Origin of the sequence: Serratia sp. BNK-23 (genome assembly GCF_047456145.1) — a bacterium.
GTDB lineage: Bacteria > Pseudomonadota > Gammaproteobacteria > Enterobacterales > Enterobacteriaceae > Serratia > Serratia nematodiphila.
Window position 1 is genome coordinate 1,616,081 of the sequence record NZ_CP179900.1, and the last position, 16,297, is coordinate 1,632,377.

At 60.6% G+C, this 16,297-nt stretch carries 15 protein-coding genes; 10 read left to right on the forward strand and 5 right to left on the reverse strand.

The features are described from left to right. The first annotated feature begins 9 nt into the window (after positions 1 to 9). Genes livM through ACMGF9_RS07610 form a run of 3 tightly spaced genes read left to right on the forward strand, consistent with a single transcriptional unit; the run spans position 10 to position 2,881 of the window. Entirely contained in the window at positions 10 to 1,296 is a 1,287-nt protein-coding gene (gene livM / locus ACMGF9_RS07600) for a high-affinity branched-chain amino acid ABC transporter permease LivM (RefSeq protein WP_015378468.1), read from the forward strand. After that, positions 1,293 to 2,168: an ABC transporter ATP-binding protein gene (locus ACMGF9_RS07605; protein WP_004928596.1), complete on the forward strand. Its 876-nt coding sequence runs from the start codon at positions 1,293 to 1,295 to the stop codon at positions 2,166 to 2,168. Before livM ends, ACMGF9_RS07605 begins: the two co-directional genes overlap by 4 nt. Further along, complete coding sequence (locus ACMGF9_RS07610; protein ID WP_015378467.1) at positions 2,165 to 2,881, forward strand: ABC transporter ATP-binding protein; 717 nt, start codon at positions 2,165 to 2,167, stop codon at positions 2,879 to 2,881. Before ACMGF9_RS07605 ends, ACMGF9_RS07610 begins: the two co-directional genes overlap by 4 nt. 30 nt (positions 2,882 to 2,911) lie before the next feature. On the opposite strand, the gene ACMGF9_RS07615 is transcribed toward ACMGF9_RS07610, so the two are convergent. Continuing rightward, the gene (locus ACMGF9_RS07615; protein WP_004928603.1) at positions 2,912 to 3,334 is read right to left on the reverse strand and encodes a winged helix-turn-helix transcriptional regulator; all 423 of its coding nucleotides are present in this window, start codon (positions 3,332 to 3,334) and stop codon (positions 2,912 to 2,914) included. Positions 3,335 to 3,420: 86 nt separating this feature from the next. Here ACMGF9_RS07615 and ACMGF9_RS07620 point away from each other — a divergent pair, with 86 nt between their 5' ends. Continuing rightward, a complete protein-coding gene (locus tag ACMGF9_RS07620) occupies positions 3,421 to 4,353 on the forward strand; it encodes an aromatic alcohol reductase (protein ID WP_414160180.1) in 933 nt (310 codons plus the stop codon). A gap of 17 nt (positions 4,354 to 4,370) precedes the next feature. Here ACMGF9_RS07620 and ACMGF9_RS07625 read toward each other — a convergent pair whose 3' ends face one another. Continuing rightward, positions 4,371 to 5,057: an aspartyl/asparaginyl beta-hydroxylase domain-containing protein gene (locus ACMGF9_RS07625; RefSeq protein ID WP_031300704.1), complete on the reverse strand. Its 687-nt coding sequence runs from the start codon at positions 5,055 to 5,057 to the stop codon at positions 4,371 to 4,373. A gap of 260 nt (positions 5,058 to 5,317) precedes the next feature. Between ACMGF9_RS07625 and ACMGF9_RS07630 the strand changes: the two genes are divergently transcribed. From ACMGF9_RS07630 to ACMGF9_RS07655, 6 genes are all read left to right on the forward strand, one after another. Continuing rightward, entirely contained in the window at positions 5,318 to 6,508 is a 1,191-nt protein-coding gene (locus ACMGF9_RS07630) for a sugar transporter (protein ID WP_015378464.1), read from the forward strand. Between the two features lie 171 nt (positions 6,509 to 6,679). After that, positions 6,680 to 8,077 (forward strand): MFS transporter, encoded by a 1,398-nt coding sequence (locus tag ACMGF9_RS07635; protein ID WP_004928618.1) that lies wholly within the window; start codon positions 6,680 to 6,682, stop codon positions 8,075 to 8,077. A 142-nt stretch (positions 8,078 to 8,219) separates the two neighbouring features. After that, entirely contained in the window at positions 8,220 to 9,050 is an 831-nt protein-coding gene (locus ACMGF9_RS07640) for an alpha/beta fold hydrolase (protein ID WP_021505872.1), read from the forward strand. A gap of 9 nt (positions 9,051 to 9,059) precedes the next feature. After that, positions 9,060 to 9,485: a DoxX family protein gene (locus ACMGF9_RS07645; RefSeq protein WP_004928622.1), complete on the forward strand. Its 426-nt coding sequence runs from the start codon at positions 9,060 to 9,062 to the stop codon at positions 9,483 to 9,485. Next, a complete protein-coding gene (locus ACMGF9_RS07650; protein ID WP_015378461.1) occupies positions 9,478 to 11,088 on the forward strand; it encodes an MFS transporter in 1,611 nt (536 codons plus the stop codon). Before ACMGF9_RS07645 ends, ACMGF9_RS07650 begins: the two co-directional genes overlap by 8 nt. 96 nt (positions 11,089 to 11,184) lie before the next feature. Next, positions 11,185 to 12,237, forward strand: coding sequence for an NAD(P)H-dependent flavin oxidoreductase (locus ACMGF9_RS07655; RefSeq protein ID WP_015378460.1), 1,053 nt, complete (start codon positions 11,185 to 11,187; stop codon positions 12,235 to 12,237). Between the two features lie 167 nt (positions 12,238 to 12,404). Here ACMGF9_RS07655 and ACMGF9_RS07660 read toward each other — a convergent pair whose 3' ends face one another. The 3 genes from ACMGF9_RS07660 to ACMGF9_RS07670 form a co-directional block, all read right to left on the reverse strand. Then, positions 12,405 to 12,680 (reverse strand): hypothetical protein, encoded by a 276-nt coding sequence (locus tag ACMGF9_RS07660; RefSeq protein WP_072265420.1) that lies wholly within the window; start codon positions 12,678 to 12,680, stop codon positions 12,405 to 12,407. Positions 12,681 to 12,695: 15 nt separating this feature from the next. Continuing rightward, a complete protein-coding gene (locus ACMGF9_RS07665) occupies positions 12,696 to 14,744 on the reverse strand; it encodes an S-type pyocin domain-containing protein (protein WP_414160181.1) in 2,049 nt (682 codons plus the stop codon). A 243-nt stretch (positions 14,745 to 14,987) separates the two neighbouring features. Further along, positions 14,988 to 16,127: a tail fiber domain-containing protein gene (locus ACMGF9_RS07670; protein WP_414160183.1), complete on the reverse strand. Its 1,140-nt coding sequence runs from the start codon at positions 16,125 to 16,127 to the stop codon at positions 14,988 to 14,990. Positions 16,128 to 16,297 lie beyond the last annotated feature (170 nt).

Genomic DNA, 16,297 nt, shown 5'->3' on the forward strand with positions numbered 1-16,297 from the left:
GAGAACGCCATGTCGCAATCCGTAATCAACGGCGGGCTGAACGTCAAACGCAGCCTGCTGGACGCTGTCTTGGCCGGGCTGATCGCCCTGATCGTGTTCGGGCCGATCGTCGGCATCGTGCTGAATGGCTACAGCTTTAACTTCGAGCCGCACCGGCTGGTATGGATCATCGTCGCGGTGATGGCCGGGCGGCTGCTGCTGAGCCTGTTCCTGCAAACCGCGCCGGGGCGCAGGGTGTTGGCGCGCTTCGACGGCGGCAACGACGGCGTTTACGTGCGGCCGCTGGGCTATAAATCCAACCTGCGCTGGATCCTGCCGCTGATGGCGGCGATCGCGCTGCTGTTCCCGTTTGTCGCCACCAAATACCTGCTGACGGTGGCGATCCTCGGCCTGATCTACGTGCTGCTCGGCCTGGGGCTGAACATTGTGGTCGGGCTGGCGGGGCTGCTCGATCTGGGGTACGTGGCGTTTTACGCCATCGGCGCCTACGGGCTGGCGCTGGGCTACCAGTATCTCGGGCTGGGGTTCTGGGCGATGCTGCCGCTGGGCGCGCTGATGGCGGCGCTGGCCGGCGCATTGCTGGGCTTCCCGGTGCTGCGCATGCACGGCGACTACCTGGCGATCGTTACGCTGGGGTTCGGCGAGATCATTCGGCTGGTGCTGAACAACTGGATGTCGCTCACCGGCGGGCCGAACGGCGTCTCGGTGCCGGCACCGACGGTGTTCGGCCTGGAGTTCGGCCGGCGCGCCAAAGACGGCGGGGTGCCGATCCACGAGTTTTTCGGCATCGATTACAACCCGAATCTCAAGTTCATTTTCATCTACGCGGTGCTGTTTTTGGTGGTGCTGCTGGTGCTGTATATCAAGCACCGGCTGACGCGCATGCCGATCGGCCGCGCCTGGGAGGCGCTGCGCGAGGATGAGATCGCCTGCCGTTCTCTGGGGCTGAATCACGTGCTGGTGAAGCTGTCGGCGTTTATGCTCGGCGCTTCCACCGCCGGGCTGGCGGGGGTGTTTTTCGCCACCTACCAGGGCTTCGTCAACCCGACTTCGTTCACCTTCTTCGAGTCGGCGCTGATCCTGGCGATCGTGGTGCTGGGCGGCATGGGCTCCACCCTCGGCGTGGTGCTGGCGGCCTTCGTGCTGACGGTGGCGCCGGAGCTGCTGCGCAGCTTCGCCGAATACCGGGTGCTGCTGTTCGGCGTGCTGATGGTGGCGATGATGATCTGGCGGCCGCGCGGGCTGGTGCGCATCAGCCGATCCAGCTTCGCCGAACGCAAGGGGGTGGCGCCATGAGCGACGCCATTTTGCGGGTGGAACACCTGATGATGCACTTTGGCGGCATCAAAGCGCTGAACGACGTCAATCTGGAGGTGGAACGCGGCTCCATCACCGCGCTGATTGGCCCCAACGGCGCCGGCAAGACCACGGTATTCAACTGCCTGACCGGCTTTTACCGCGCCAGCGGCGGCGCGATCCTGCTCAATACCCACAAGCGGCCGACCGACGTGATCCAGGTGCTGGGGCAGAAGTTCCGCGCCGGCGACTGGATACGTCCAAAGCGGCTCGGTTCGCGCCTCTACTACAAGATGTTCGGCGGCACCCACCTGGTGAACCGCGCCGGGCTGGCGCGCACCTTCCAAAATATCCGTCTGTTCCGCGAAATGTCGGTGGTGGAGAACCTGCTGGTGGCGCAGCACATGCAGAGCAACCGTAACCTGATCGCCGGGGTGCTGAATACGCCGGGCTACCGCCGGGCGGAGAGCGCCGCGCTCGATCATGCCTTCTACTGGCTGGAGGTGGTGGATCTGGTGAGCTGCGCCAACCGGCTGGCGGGAGAGATGTCTTACGGCCAGCAGCGGCGGCTGGAGATCGCGCGCGCCATGTGCACCGCGCCGGAGATGATCTGCCTCGATGAGCCGGCCGCCGGGCTGAACCCGGTGGAAACGGCCACGCTGAGCCGCATCATTCGCTTCCTGCGGCAGCATCACGGCATCACGGTGCTGTTGATCGAGCATGACATGGGCATGGTAATGGAGATCTCCGATCGGGTGATCGTGCTCGATCACGGCGATGTGATCGCCCGCGGCACGCCGCAGGAGATCCAGCACAACGAGGCGGTGATCGCCGCCTACCTGGGCGCGGACGAAGAGGAGCTGGCGGGATGAGCGAAGCGATGTTGGAATTTCGCGAGGTCGATGTGTTTTACGGGCCGATCCAGGCGCTGCGCCAGGTGTCGCTGCAGGTAAACGCCGGGGAGACGGTGGCGCTGATCGGCGCCAACGGCGCGGGCAAGTCCACGCTGTTGATGTCGATCTTCGGTCAGCCGCGCATCGCCGGCGGACAGATCCTGTTTCGCGGCGAGGACATCAGCCGCCGCTCCACGCACTTTGTTGCCAGCAGCGGCATCGCGCAGGCGCCGGAGGGGCGGCGCATCTTTCCGGACATGAGCGTGGAGGAGAACCTGCTGATGGGCACCATCACCGTCGGCAATCGCTACCTGGAGGAGGACTTGCCGCGCATGTTCGAACTGTTTCCGCGCCTCAAGGAGCGGCGCAACCAGCGGGCGATGACCATGTCCGGCGGCGAACAGCAGATGCTGGCGATCGCCCGCGCGCTGATGAGCCGGCCGAAGCTGTTGCTGCTGGACGAGCCGAGCCTGGGGCTGGCGCCGATCGTGGTGCGGCAGATCTTCGGCGTGCTGCGCGAACTGACCCGCAGCGGCATGACGCTGTTTCTGGTGGAGCAAAACGCCAACCATGCGCTGAAACTGTCCGATCGCGGCTATGTGATGGTCAACGGCCAGATCCGCCTCACCGGCAGCGGGGAAGAACTGTTGAACGATCCGGAGGTGAGAAAGGCCTATCTGGGCGGCGGCTGAGCGCCGCCCCACGGGCAGGGATGCCCGCGTTCATTTTTCAGCGGCGTTGCGCTCTTGGCCATCGTAGTGCGAACGGGCCGCTCTGAAGGCGTCGGCGGAGGCGATAATCCACGACCAGAGCGGCAGCATGTTGAGCAGCATCTCTTCCCCCGCGTCGGTGATGGTGTAAACCACGCGGGGCAGTTTCTCCTGATAATCGCAGCGCGATATCAGCCCGTCCCGCTCGAGATGGCGCAGCGTCCGCGTCAGCATTCTCTGCGTCACGCCCGCCAGTTGGCGGCTTATCTCGCCGTGGCGCAGCGGCCCGTGAGTGCCCAGGATATGCAATACCCCCAGCGACCAACGGTTGCCCGCATGCGCGAGGATCTCACGCTTCAACCCTTCATCGTCGTTGCTCAGTTCTTCACAGAACGCCTGCGAAAATTGCAGCAGCGCTTCCCGATCGCTCGTCATATTCCTCTCCGGTATCACGCGTGTACCTAATTGAACCCGTTTTTGTCAGCTGTCAGGATGACGCAGTGTCAAGACAGGAGGCAAGAATGAAATCCACAAATCCATCTATCAATACCGTGCTCATACTCGGCGCCGGTGAACTGGGGCTGCCGGTATTGCGTGCGATGAGCCGGCAGGCTCGGTTATCTCCATCTTTAAAAATCAGCGTGCTGCTCCGGCCGGAGGCTGCACGCGCCGTCAGCAGCCCGCTCCGGGCGCGGCGGGATGCGCTGGCGCGGCTCGGCATCGCCGTGGTGGAAGGCGATCTGCAGCAAAACGGCGTGGAGGCGCTGAGCGCGCTATTCCGTTCCTTCGACGCGGTGATCAACTGCAGCGGCTTTGTCGGCGGGGCGGGCACGCAGGTAAAGATCACCCAGGCCGTCTTGCTGGCGGGCGTGGCGCGCTACTTCCCGTGGCAGTTCGGCGTGGACTACGATGTCGTGGGTAAAGGCAGCGGGCAACAGGTGTGGGATGAACAGCTTGAGGTGCGCCACCTGCTGCGTGCGCAGAAGGCGACGGAGTGGGTGATTGTTTCCACGGGCATTTTCACCAGCTACCTGTTTGACCCCGGCTTTGGCGTGGTGGATGCGGCAAGCAAAACGGTGCGCGCGCTGGGCGACTGGCGCTACGCGGTGACGCTGACCACCCCTGAGGACATTGGCCGGCTGACGGCCGCGATTTTTTTCCATCGGCCCGCGTTTCGCAACCAGGTGGTTTATATCGCCGGCGACACGCTGACCTACCGCGAGCTTGCCGAACTTATGCAGGCGCACTGGGGCGTGGAGGTCAACAGGATCCTGTTGGACAAAGAGCGGCTGCAGGCGGAGGTGCGCAATCATCCGCATGACGTCGGCGCCAAATACCGGCTGGCTTTCGCCCGGCCCGACGGCGTGGCCTGGGATAAGGCGAAAACCTTCAATGCGCGCCAGGGCATAGCCACCACTACCGCCGAGCAGTGGCTGGCTTCTCAGGGCGGTTAATCGCCTGAGCGCCGCAGTCAGAACTGGCGCTGCATCCAGCGCACGTTCAGCCGCACCAGCGCGATGATGGCGCCGGAGAGCAGCCGCAGCCCGGCGGGCATGTCGCGGCGGCGGATGTCCAGCAGCAGCACGGTGCGCACCTGCGGGCTGTCGTTCCACACCTCGTGTTCGAAGGTATCGTCCCACAGCATGAACTCCCCCTCGTGCAGCCGGTATTCGCGGCCGTCCACTTTCAGCACCGCCGCCGGCGCGCCGTCGGCGCGTTTGGGCATGTCCAGCACCAGATAGCCGCGCAGAATGCCGCGAAACGGCCCGCGATGGGGCGGCACCTGTTTGCCGGGCGCCAGGAAGGAGAGCGAGGCGGACAGCACGTCAGGCGACGAAGCGATCAGCGCCGCCAGCGTCGGGCAGCGCGCCAGGTTGTGGGGGATGGGCTGGCCGTAGGCCTTCATGATGAACATGCGCCAGTCGCGCGCGTCGTTGGCGGAGATCGACGCCTGCTGGCTCATGATCTCGTGAAAACGGGGAATATTGTGCAGATCGTGGGCGACGGTCAGCGCCTCTTCGCGGATCTGCCGCCATTGGGCGGTGAAACGTTCGGCGTCGGGGAACAGCGCGGCGCTGTCGAGCACCGGCTTGCCCTGAATGCGGCGATCGTAAACATTGCGCAATGCGAGCACGGACCAATCATAAATCGCGGACATCATAATGACCTCGCCTCAGGAAACGCCAAAGGGACACTGCGCGCTTCTTCGGCGCGGCGCGTGGACGGCCTGGGAAGAACGGCAGGAAAAATTGGTACGCTTCAATAGATTAGCACAGCATTTTGGCAACCGTGCGTCGGTGAGCGTGTCGATGGGCGGTGAAAAAAACCACACAATTAAAGTGTGACGTATATCGCATTTAGCGGGCCGGTTGGTTAAAATATCGCGACTTGCCCGCACCTGTCCGGATTTTGTTTACCATGGAACACGCTCCCGTTTCGCGCTCAACCGCCTGGTTGCGCGTGGTTATCCTCGCCGTCTCGGCCTTTATCTTCAACACCACCGAGTTTATTCCGGTCGGTCTGCTGAGCGATATCGCCGCCAGCTTCTCGATGCAAACCGAACAGGTCGGCTTGATCATTACCATTTACGCCTGGATCGTCGCCGCCGCCTCGTTGGCGTGCATGCTGCTGACCAGCAAGATTGAGCGCCGCAAGTTGCTGATCGGCGTGTTCGTGCTGTTTATCGCCAGCCACGTGCTGACCGCCGTGGCCTGGAACTTCACCACGCTGGTCATTTCGCGCGCCGGTGTGGCGCTGGCGCACTCGGTGTTCTGGTCTATCACCGCCTCGCTGGCGATCCGCGTGGCGCCGCCAGGCAAGAAAGCCCAGGCGCTGAGCCTGCTGGCGGGCGGCACCGCGCTGGCGATGGTGCTCGGGCTGCCGCTCGGGCGGGTGGTCGGGCAACTGCTCGGCTGGCGCATGACCTTTATCGGCATCGCGGTGTGCGCCACCCTGGCGCTGGTGCTGCTGTGGCGCCTGCTGCCGGTGCTGAAAAGCGAGCATTCCGGTTCGCTGGCCAGCGTGCCGCTGCTGTTCAAGCGCCCGGCGCTGGTGGCGCTTTACATGCTGACCATCATTGTGGTGACGGCGCACTTCACCGCCTACAGCTACATTGAGCCGTTTATCCAGACCGTGGCCGGGCTGTCGGAGAACTTCACCACGCTGATGCTGCTGCTGTTCGGCGCCGCCGGCATCGTCGGCAGCCTGCTGTTCAGCCGCTACAGCGAGCGGTTTCCTTCCGGCTTCTTCATCGGTGCCATCACGCTGCTGGCCTTGAGCCTGCTGCTGCTGTTGCCGGCGGCCGGCAGTGAAAGCCACCTGACGGTGCTGTGCATCTTCTGGGGGATGGCGATCATGGCGATCGGCCTGTCGATGCAGGCCAAAGTGCTGAGCCTGGCGCCGGACGCTACCGACGTGGCGATGGCGATTTTCTCCGGCCTGTACAACTTCGGCATCGGCAGCGGCGCGCTGCTGGGCAACCAGGTGAGCCTGCATCTGGGCATGGGCAACATCGGCTTCGTCGCCGCGCCGCTGGCGCTGATCGCCCTCGGCTGGTGCCTGTTGAGCGTCTACCGCAGCGAACGGCTGCAGCACCACCACAGCCGTTAACCTGCCGATTCGGGATGCCGCTGTGGCATCCCGCGCTACATTTTCCTGCTATAAAACAGGCTGCTGCAGCGTTTTATGCTTAACTTTTTTTCATAGTCTGCTAATTAAAAATTTAACTCCGACGCCGCTTCGCTAGCATAGAAAGTCATCAAAAATGTTAATGCGAGGTTAATGGTGAGTGAATCTGTAGCGGCGTCGCCGATCCATGCGCGGGATTTGGCGGCCAGAATCGACGCCTTGCCCGCGTCGGCCGGCCTGTGGCGCTTTATCATTCTGCTGTCGCTGGGCGGCTTTTTCGAACTCTACGATCTGTTCCAGACCGGCTATATCAGCACTGGCCTTATCGCCGACGGCATTTTCCACACCGGCGCGCAGGGCGTTTTCGGCGTGTCGGATCAGGCGGCCTTTGCCTCCGCCACCTTTCTCGGCCTGTTCGTCGGCGCCAGCCTGCTGAGCCCGTACGCCGATCGCTTCGGCCGGCGCGCCACCTTTATGTTCGCTCTGATCTGGTATGGCGCCTTCTCGCTGCTGTTGGCGTTTCAACAGCAGGCGGAATGGGTGATCTTTCTGCGTTTTCTGGTGGGCGTCGGGCTCGGCATCGAGTTGGTGACCATCGATACCTACCTGACGGAGTGGGTGCCCGCGCACTTGCGCACCCGGGCTTTCGCCTTCGCGTTCTTCGTGCAGTTTCTGTCGGTGCCGGCGGTGGCGCTGATGTCCTGGTGGCTGGTGCCGCAGACGATTTGGGGGCTGAGCGGCTGGCGCTATGTGGTGATCGCCGGCGCGCTGGCTTCGCTGGTGATTTGGCTGGTGCGCAAGGGGCTGCCGGAGTCGCCGCGCTGGCTGGTGCAACAGCGGCGCTATGCGCAGGCCCGGCAGGTGATGCGGGACATGGAGCGGCGCTGCGGCGTGGCGGCCGCGGACTTCCCGTCGCGCCCGGTGGACGATGCCGAGGGAGCGCCGCTGCGCGGCCGCTTTCGCGACATCTGGGCGCCGCAATATCGCGATCGCACGCTGATGCTGGTAGTGATGAATTTCTTTCAGGCCATCGGCTTCTTCGGCTTCGGCAACTGGCTGCCGGCGCTGCTGTCGGGCAAGGGCGCTTCGGTCACCCACAGCCTGCTGTACGCTTTCTTTATCACGCTGGCCTACCCGCTGGGCTCGCTGCTGTGCAGCTTCTACGCCGACAAGATGGAGAACAAGTGGCAGATCGTGTTGTCCTGCCTGGTGACGGTGATCTTCGGCTCGCTGTTCGCACTGCAGAACAACCCGCTGTGGCTGATCCTGTGCGGTTTCTTCATCACCTGGTCCAACGCCTGGCTGACCTACAGCTACCACTCGTATCAATCCGAGATCTTCCCGACCCATATCCGCGCCCGCGCCGTCGGTTTCTGCTACTCCTTCAGCCGGCTGTCGACGGTGTTCAGCAGCATCATCATCGGCATTATCTTGCAGTACGGCGGTTCGCTGGGGGTGATCGCGTTTATCGTCGCCAGCATGCTGATCGTGATGCTGGTGATCGGGCTGTTCGGCCCAAAAACGCGCGGTATCGATCTGGAAAACATCTGACGTTTTGCGCCGGCGGCGACGCCGGCTTCTTCAGCAAAAAAACTCGCGATCATGCGAAAATTATTCCGTTATCACTGCCTTTACGCCTGCCGTACTGTTAACCCGTACAAAATCCAATTCGATACCGAGCGGGGAACACGTCATGAGCACCCTTACCGCGCCCGATGGCGCACGCATTTTTTATAAGGATTGGGGCCGCGGCCAGCCGATCCTGTTCTCCCACGGTTGGCCGCTGTCTGCCGACGCCTGGGACAACCAGATGCTGTTTTTCGGCCAGAGCGGATTCCGCGTGATCGCCCACGATCGCCGCGGCCACGGCCGTTCGGATCAAACCTGGCACGGCAACGACATCAACCAATACGCTGACGATCTGGCCCTGCTGATCGAAACGCTGGATCTGCGCGATCTGATCCTGGTCGGCCATTCCACCGGCGGCGGCGAAGTGGCGCGCTACATCGGCCGCCACGGCAGCGATCGGGTGGCGAAGGTGGTGCTGGTCGGCGCCGTACCGCCGCTGATGCTGCAAACGCCGGTCAACCCTGAGGGTACGCCGATGGCGGCCTTCGACGGCATTCGCAGCGGCGTGGCGGGCAACCGCTCGCAGTTCTTCAAAGATTTGGCGGTGCCGTTCTATGGCCTCCACTGCGACGAGGTGGAGAGCAATGCGGGGCTGATCGACCACTTCTGGCTGATGGGCATGCAGGGCGGCGTAAAAGGGCAGTACGAGTGTGTGCGCGCGTTCTCCGAAGTGGATTACACCGCCGACCTGCTGGCGATCGACAAGCCGACGCTGCTGGTGCACGGCGACGCCGATCAGATCGTGCCGATCGGCGCCTCGGCGCTGAAAGCCGCTAAGCTTATGCAACAGGCGGAGCTGAATGTTTACGCCGGCGGTTCGCACGGTTTGGCGCAGATCGATCCCGATCGCTTCAACGCCGATCTGCTGGCCTTCATCCAAAATTCGCCGTTTTAAGGGGGCGCGATGAACCTGACTGCTATCGCCGCCCGCTGCGCACAGCGGCTGCATGCGCCTGTGGTGCGCTGGCTGCTGCTGCTCGCCATTTGCGCCGCCTATATTCAGGGCGGGTTGGTCAAAGCGCTGAACGTCGAAGGCGCGGTCGCCGAGATGAGTCACTTCGGCCTGCAGCCGGCGGCGCTGTTCGCCGTGCTGGTGACGCTGCTGGAACTGGCTGCGTCGGCGCTGATCCTGAGCGGCTTTTATCGCTGGCTCGGCGCGCTGGCGCTGGCCGGTTTTACCCTGATGGCGACGCTGATGGCCAATCCGTTCTGGCAGTTCGACGGGGCGGAGCGCGGCCAGATGATGAACGGATTTTTTGAACACCTTGGGCTGGCCGGCGCGCTGTTGCTGGTGGCATTTAACGATTTGAAGGAGCGAACAGATGGCTGAGCAGACGGAAAACAAGGCGGCGGCGGGCGGCTTCGCGCCGCTGAAAATCCCATTATTTGCGGTGCTGTGGGGCGCGACGGTGCTCGGCAACGTCGGCAGCTTTATGCGCGACGTCGCCAGCTCGTGGTTGATCACTGACCTGTCGAGCAACCCTTCGGCGGTGGCGCTGATGCAAACCGCCGCTACGCTGCCGGTGTTCCTGCTGGCGATCCCGGCCGGGGTGCTGTCGGACATTCTCGATCGGCGACGCTTTCTGATCTTCGTGCAAATTCTGCTGGCCTGCGTCAGCGGCAGCCTGCTGGTGCTGTCGCAGACCGGCGCGCTGACGGTGGAATACCTGCTGGCGCTGACCTTCGTCGGCGGCATCGGCGCGGCGCTGATGGGGCCGACCTGGCAGGCGATCGTGCCGGAGCTGGTGCCGCGCGCCGAGCTGAAAAACGCCGTGGCGCTGAACTCGCTGGGCATCAACATCGCTCGCTCCATCGGCCCGGCGGCCGGGGGGCTGCTGCTGGCCAGCTTCGGCGCCGGCGCGGCCTACGGCGCGGACGTGATGAGCTATGTGCTGGTGATCGCGGCGCTGCTGTGGTGGAAGCGGCCGAAGGTTGAGGACAGCGGCCTGTCGGAACACTTCTTCGGCGCCTTCCGCGCCGGCCTGCGCTATGCCCGCTCCAGCCGCGAGTTGCACGTGGTGCTGCTGCGGGCGGCGGTATTTTTCGCCTTCTCCAGCTCGGTCTGGGCGCTGCTGCCGCTGGTGGCGCGCCGCATGCTGGGCGGCAGCGCCGGCTTTTACGGCGTTTTGCTGGGGGCGGTGGGCGCCGGGGCGATCCTCGGGGCAATTGTGCTGCCGCGCCTGCGTCAGCGGCTGAATGCCGACGGGCTGGTGTTGCTGGCGGCGGTGTTGACGGCGGCGGTGATGGCGGCCCTGTCGCTGGCGCCGCCGCAGTGGCTGGCGGTGGTGCTGCTGTTGGTGCTGGGCGCAGGCTGGATTATCGCGTTGACCACGCTCAACGGTGCGGCGCAGGGCGTGCTGCCCAACTGGGTGCGCGGCCGCGGCCTGGCCATCTACCTGATGGTGTTCAACGGCGCGATGGCGGCGGGCAGCCTGCTGTGGGGGCTGGTGGCGCAGGAGCTGGGCGTGGCCGCCACGCTGCTGGTCGGCGGCGTCGGCCTGTTGGCGGCGGGGCTGCTGTTCCACCGCCTGCGTCTGCCGACCGGTGAGGCCGATCTGCAGCCGTCGAACCATTGGCCGGAACCGTTGGTCAACACGCCGGTCGAAAACGATCGCGGCCCGGTAATGATTCAGGTGGAGTACCGCATCCGCGAACAGGATCGCCCGCAGTTCTTGCGCACGCTGCTGATGCTGGAGCGGGCGCGCCGCCGCGATGGCGCTTACGCCTGGGGTATCACCGAGCATACCGGCGATCCGGAATGCATCATGGAGTGGTTCCTGGTGGAGTCCTGGGCGGAGCATCTGCGGCAGCACCAGCGGGTGTCGCACGCCGACGCCGATCTGCAGCAGGAGGCGCTGCGCTTCCATATTGGCCCGGAGAAACCGGTGGTGCATCACTTCCTGTCGTTGGACAGGCGGCAGGTGAAGCATTAACTGCACGGCCAGGCGGTGAGAAGGTGCTATGCTTTTGGTCGGTTCGGCGGCGCGGCCGCCGTAAGACGAATGTAGTCAGTACAGGGAGACACATTGATGACGGCACCTTCTGCTTTTGCCCGCGAGCTTGGGCTGCGCTATCCGATCGTTCAGGGGCCGATGAACGGCGCGTCACCGCCGGCGTTGGCGGTGGCGGTGAGCAACGCCGGGGCGCTGGGATCGTGCGCGGCGGCGCTGTTTTCACCGGCGCTGATCCTCGAACGTGTGCAGCAGATCCGCGCGCAGACCGCCGCGCCGTTCAACATCAATCTGTTTCTGCTCAATGAGCAGCACCCGGATCTCGCCGAACTGAAGCGCGCCCAGCACCTGCTGCGGCCGTTCCGCGAAGCGCTGGGGTTGAGCGAGCCGCCGATCCCCACTCAATTCGCCGAAAACAACCGCGACCAGATCGCAGCCTTGCTGGAGGCTGCGCCGCCGGTGGTCAGCTTCACCTTCGGTGTGCTGCCGCGCGCCACGGTCACGCAGTTCAAGAAGGCCGGTTCACGGGTGATCGGCACCGCCACCACGGTGGCGGAAGCCCGCGCCTGGGAAGAGGCGGGCGCCGACTTCGTTTGCGTCTCAGGCTCGGAGGCGGGCGGCCACCGCCCGACCTTCCTCGGCGATATCGAACAATCCTGCGTCGGGCTGATGGCCCTGCTGCCGCAGGTGGTGGCGGCGGTGAAAATCCCGGTGATCGCTGCGGGCGGCATCATGAACGGGCGCGGCATCGCGGCGGCGCAATTGCTGGGCGCGCAGGCGGCGCAGCTCGGCACCGCGTTTCTGTGCAGCCCGGAGTCGGGCATCGCCGAAGCTTGGCGGGCGGCGCTGAGCAACGCCGGCGATGACAGCACGCGCCTGACGCGCGCCTTCAGCGGCCGCCCGGCGCGCGGCATCGTCAATGATTTCATGCGGCAGATGCGCGCGGAAGAGGCGCAGATCCTGCCTTATCCGGTGCAGAACGCGCTCACCGGCGATATCCGCCAGGCGGCGGCCAAGGCCGGGCGCGGGGAGTTTATGTCGCTGTGGGCCGGGCAGGGTGTCGGCCTGGCGCGGCCGATGCCGGCGGCGGAGCTGGTCGCCACCCTGGCGGCGGAGCTGGAGGCGGTGTGACCTCGTATGCGCGATTTGGGGGGAGCAACGGAGCCAAAACCGTTGTTTTCTGACCTTGGGCTGGACTGAAAACCAATCTGGCGTGGAATTAGCCATCAACGAAAACGTCCAACAAACTCTCGTTTGTTGGACGCTGCTTAAAACGCACTTATGGAAGGCACTGGTAATTACTCAATACCGTATTTTTTCTCGGTTACGAATGCGGGTTCTTTCCAGTTTGGACCTTTTTTATAGCCACCTTTTCCATTAGATGATACATCCCCTTTTTCTCGCATACTTTTCACTAATGAAATCAGTTCAATGTTTGATATGCGTTTATTACCATACATAGTGCAATACCCATCTAATTGAGGATGAGATATCCCGTTTTCTTTTCGTCCCGACAAGAATAAAACTATGTCTCGGATTTGTTCATTTTCAAACATAGGTTTAAAATCAATCATATATAACCTCTAGATTTATTCATCACCAGCTTTTAATGCTTCTGGTGTATATAACAGAGAGCGATCGCTACTTAATTTGTAATCTTCCAACGTCGCCGTATGAGTGTTATTCCACGTAGCACCATCGTCATCAGGTGATATTCCATCAGGAACACCAACTGCTCTATAACGCTCCAATTCCCTGATTTCGTGGGTGTAAAAACGCTTGTCGGTATCGGTGGGCTGTACTTCTCCCTTCAGGATTTTTTCCAGGCGGTCAATCATCACCTTGTTATCGGGAGATTCGCCAAACCGCCCGGTATGCAGCTTCACCTTGTCCACGCCGGCGCGGTCAATGGTGGCGGTTTTCCAGTCCAGATTCTGAATTGGGCCACCGGCCTTGTCCGTGTTGTAGTCGCGACCACTGTATTGCCCTTTAGCGTTGGTTTCACCATAGATACCACTGAGCATGACATAGACAGGCTCAACGCCGGTCCCCGTTGCATCAGGCTGCCAGTAGATAAAATCCTGCAGTGGCATGTCATCTGCAGGGAACGTCGTCGTGACGATACTGTCGGCCTGCTTTATCTCCGTACCGGTATGCACCGGCGTTACCGGCGCTGCAGGCGCAGGATTGCCGGTATGCCACGGCCCCGACGGGGCAGCGCCCGGGTTTATCAAAATGGTTCGCCCCGGCGCACCGGCCACCGCCGGCAAGGTGATCCGGTCCAGACCGGTTTTTTCATCGCGAACCGGCCGATACACCGGCACGGTAGCGGAGACGCCGCCCGTTCCTGTTTTGACCAGTATTACCTCTTGCTGACCGTTATTCCCCCGGCGAATAAACCCGCGCACCGGCAAATCGACCGTGGTCATTTCCGGCTGAATCTGTGTTTTCCCTGCGGCAACCAGGCTGGCCGGAACGGTAAACATCTGTGTCAAATCACGACCCAACAATTTATCAATATCGCTCTGACTTTCACCGGCTTTCCCCGGCCAGAATCCGACAACAAAGGCGCCGACTGCCGGAGCTACCGCACTGAGCGTGGCAACCCGGGAAACTTCGACGGCGCCGCGCCACACTCCACCGGATACCCAGCCGGCCAGCTCACTGGCGGTGGTCATCACACTGTTGCCCCATGTCGATAATTGTACCATACCGCCCGCGCGGTTGAGCACCATGACCCCGGCCGTGGCCAACGCGGCATTGGCCGCTTTTATCATGTCGGGTGTATAGACCGGGGCGTCCAGTACGCCGGCTTTGGCGAACAATGCTTTCCGTGCTGCTTCAGCCTTGCGGGCTTCTTCAGCGCGACGGGCTTCCTCAGCTTTGCGCGTTTCCTCAGCCTTACGAGCCTCATCAGCTTTGCGGACATCCTCTTCCTTCTCGCGCTGTTCACTTTCTAAATGTTCAATATTTTGTTTAGCTGCGTCAATTTCTAATTGTATTCTCTTCTCTTCTTCCAGTTTGTTACCCATCTCTTTTCTGGTCAATGATTGCTGTTCTCTAACCCAGGGTGTAGGTTTCTCTCTAGAGAAGAACCAGCTTTCATTATTCAGCTTTAAATATTCCTGATGTACTCTTCTTTTATTAGCTTCGTTTCGAAGAATGGTAAGACGTTCTTTGCTTACCTTTAACTTACTAATAATTGCTTTTAGGTTTGCTTTCTCGAATTCACTAAGTTGACTGCTTTCAGCTTTCTTGCTTAATGCATCAATATCCTTTTGAATTTCTTTAATTTGGTTGTCAATTTCATTGACTTTATTAGCGTAAAACTGAATGGCTTTGTCCGAATCCTCACGATAACTCTCTTTCGCTTCATTGCTGAATGGCCTGATATCATCATCTTCAGGATCAAAAGCACTTATCGGTTTATTAATATCGGAAATTTTTTGATCCCAGATATGGGTAATACTACTTAATTCCTTCTGTCTATCAGGTAAACCCTCGCCAACCCATGCTTCTACAACCATATTGCCATCTGATAAGTCAAACCCTCGTTGCCACCCATGTCCATTCCAGTTGTATCCCATTGAAGTCATTACATCGCGTTCATACTGCGTTGTATCTTCATATCGTGTCATAATCCGATCCCTCTTCAAATAGAACGATGTAATCGACGCGCTGCCGAGCTGCGAATAACGCAGACATTACTGAACCGGGAAGCAGCTTCTGCATTTACACCGCCTTGACGTTTCCTTCCTTTACCATCACCGTAATTAAATCCATTCATCATTGAGTTCCTTTTCGTCATCGTATTGTAAGCGCGGTACTCGCCTGTAAAGGCGCTGAGAGGTATTCAGTGCAAACCACTGCAATATTGTTAATCAGGCGCGTTCAATGCCTTTTTCCAAAGCAGCCAGTCGTGTTTCAAAAGTTTCTCGTTCTGCTTCGCGCAGTGAGCGTTCTTCCTTAAGCGCCTCAACCAGCAACGCCACTACGCCGTTGATATTGATGCTGCGGGCGTCTTTCAGCACGCTGCCGTCATTGAGTTTCAGCTCGGTCTGGGTCACGGATTGGGGGAGAACCTCTTCCACTTCCTGTGCAATCACGCCGGCTTCCAGCACGCCCTGTTTGAGGTAGGTGTAACCGCCGATATGGGTCAGTTTGTCCAGGGCGCTGCCAATTGGGGTTATTTCCGTTTTCATACGGACGTCAGAGCTGATGTTCCATCCGCCGCCGGTGACGGCATAGCCATCTTCTTTGAAAACGAACCAGCTATTTTTATTGCCGTCACTCACGTTAATGACCAGCTCGTTGTACTTCACATGGTCGTGATGATAAATTTTTACGTGTTTGTTACCTGGATTAGGTAAATAAAGCCCGTTGGTAATGGACTCCTGCGATTTATCGACATTCTCAGGCGGGCTTGCAGTGAACCAGCCGTGAGCGTTGCGTTTGGTCAGTTGCCCAACAGACAGCTCGGCATTGGGTTTGACCCGGAGTTCATTCCAGTTTCCCTGCCAGTCACGGTAAGAGAGCAGGCCATAATCCTCTTTGCCGGCGATCACGCGTGACCCCATCAACATGGCCGTAGTGACGTTACCGCTGGTGAAATTGGTATGTACGGCAGCCGCATCATAGATTTGCCCATTAATAAGTGGTGCTGGACCGGTGGTCGCGGTGGAGATGCCGGCATTATGCGATACCATCGCACCACCGGAAATATCAACGCCGTTGCCGAGTGCAACCCTGCCGGAAGCCAGGCTGAAAGCGAAAGGACGCGAGGTGTTCCATTGTCCGTTTTGAGCTTGCCCAGCCTGAGTTGTCAGTAAGTAGAAAGCCTCGCCGTCGTTACGCAGCATCACTCCGGTATTGCCATTTGCCAGCCGAAAACCGTTGGCCGATTTGGAGACGATTTCATCGTCGCTGATGACCCGTTTGCGAAGGGTGGTGAGTGATTTAAGTTCGGTGATGTCGTCGTTGACGCCACTCTGTACCTGGGCATTTTTCTTTTGTTCAGCCATGATAATTCCTCAGTTTATTAATAAGTTCCTGCCATGGAAATGGCGCATGGTAACGCCTTAAAGACAGTTAACGACGCTGCGCATTTAAGGCGAAGATGGTTAAAAAAGCACGAAGGCTGTGTGTATGAACAGTAGTTTGTGAGCATCAAGAATAAATATCAAATGATAAT